Annotated in this window: 2 protein-coding genes; one reads left to right on the plus strand and one right to left on the minus strand. The window is 47.0% G+C overall.

Going from position 1 to position 1,604, the window contains the following annotated elements:
• Positions 1 to 244 precede the first annotated feature (244 nt).
• Positions 245 to 766: a tyrosine-type recombinase/integrase gene (locus tag MLE19_RS22760; protein ID WP_425356826.1), complete on the minus strand. Its 522-nt coding sequence runs from the start codon at positions 764 to 766 to the stop codon at positions 245 to 247.
• A gap of 251 nt (positions 767 to 1,017) precedes the next feature.
• Between MLE19_RS22760 and MLE19_RS22765 the strand changes: the two genes are divergently transcribed.
• Positions 1,018 to 1,604 (plus strand): hypothetical protein (locus MLE19_RS22765; protein WP_240720606.1); only part of this gene is annotated, 587 nt, incomplete at its 3' end.

Here is a 1,604-nt window from a genome sequence, read left to right on the forward strand (position 1 = left end):
CTGGTATTTTTGAAGCGCAAGCAGATGGATACTTTGAGCTTACTGAAAGTGGCAGGCGGGTTGCACATGACCTCTGTAAAGAAAAAGATGACCCAATTTTCTAGACCTGAGCTTCAAACCAAGCTGATCTACTCGACTCAGTAACCCGAACCTGAGCGCTGGCACTTTAGTTATTTTAGCCATTACTGAATGTCCGCACTTGGCCGGGTAACGACGGCCCGAAATAGGCCGTCGTTCAGCCTCATCAAACTTCAGTCTGTTCTGCCATTTCTAACGCGTCATCTACCTCTATCCCTAGATACCTGACAGTGCTTTCCAGCTTCGTGTGACCCAGGAGCAGTTGCACTGCCCTTAGGTTTTTCGTGCGACGGTATATCAACGACGCTTTAGTGCGGCGCATCGTGTGCGTGCCATACACTGACGCATCTAAACCTATTTCGGTGACCCATGCTTTCACGATACGGGCATATTGGCGTGTTGAAAGATGCTTTGCGCTATTGATGCGGCTGGGAAACAAGAAGTCTTCGTTTCTAAGTTGAGCAAGCTGTATCCAGTCCATGATAGCAATACGCGTTTGCTCGGTTATTTCGAACTGGACAGGTCGATGCGTTTTTTGCTGCATCACGATGGCTCGTGGGGATATGCACGCACCATGGGCTATATCCCGGACTCGTAAATTGACAAGGTCGCAGCCCCGTAATTTGCTATCAATGGCTAAATTGAAGAGGGCAAGGTCTCTCGTCTTTTTGGCAAGCTGTAGGCGCACACGTATAGCCCAGATATCTCGAAGGCGCAGAGGCGACTTCTGAACAACTAATTTGCCTTAATTCCAAGGTGTAGGTGTACAGGAGATTTCAGTCAAAACGTTCATGGCATGTTCCTCCATCAGGTGGAGGTCAAAGAATGGCTCAATTCATGCTCGTCATGTGCTAAGGTTAATTTATAGACGGGGCTCGACCCAAAGCGGCTATTTCTTCGGGAAATGCAGCGGGCAAGTTAATATGTTAGGGGGAGAGAGTGGCTGAGACTTTGCAGATAGCTTTTTATATCGTTAGCCCTATTGGGACATTTCTTGCAGTTGCGACGGCTTACTACGCGATCTATCGCCAAACAAAGCCGTGTGTTGTCGTCTATTATGAGCCAAACCCTGACACAACCAGCCTGATTGATCTCGTAATACGGAATATCGGGACGGGTACGGCGAGAGACATATCCTTTTCAGTACCACTTCCCATTTTATGCTGGGGCATAGAAAAGCCCGACAGTAGCGAGAGCAAACAGATTGATCACAAAATCCCCTTTTTGGCACCAGGGAAAGAGTTGAGATTCAATGCAGGGCAATATGGTGGTCTGAAACATAGAGTACAGGATGGGATTGGTGTAAGTACTCAATACACCTTTCGAACTCCGTTAAGATCAAGCAAAAAAGGCACGGACTCTTCAATGCTGGATGTGAACTACATGAAGCATGCTGGCACCAAGAATAGTGCAGCTCAGGACTTATCTGATGCTCTGAAAGGAAAGAATCAAACAGTATTTATCAACATGAATAAGAGCTTGGCTAGCATAAGTAAAACTTTATCGGAGCTCGCAGAAAAGAGGGA

This window comes from Vreelandella neptunia (assembly GCF_022489065.1).
Lineage (GTDB): Bacteria > Pseudomonadota > Gammaproteobacteria > Pseudomonadales > Halomonadaceae > Vreelandella > Vreelandella neptunia_A.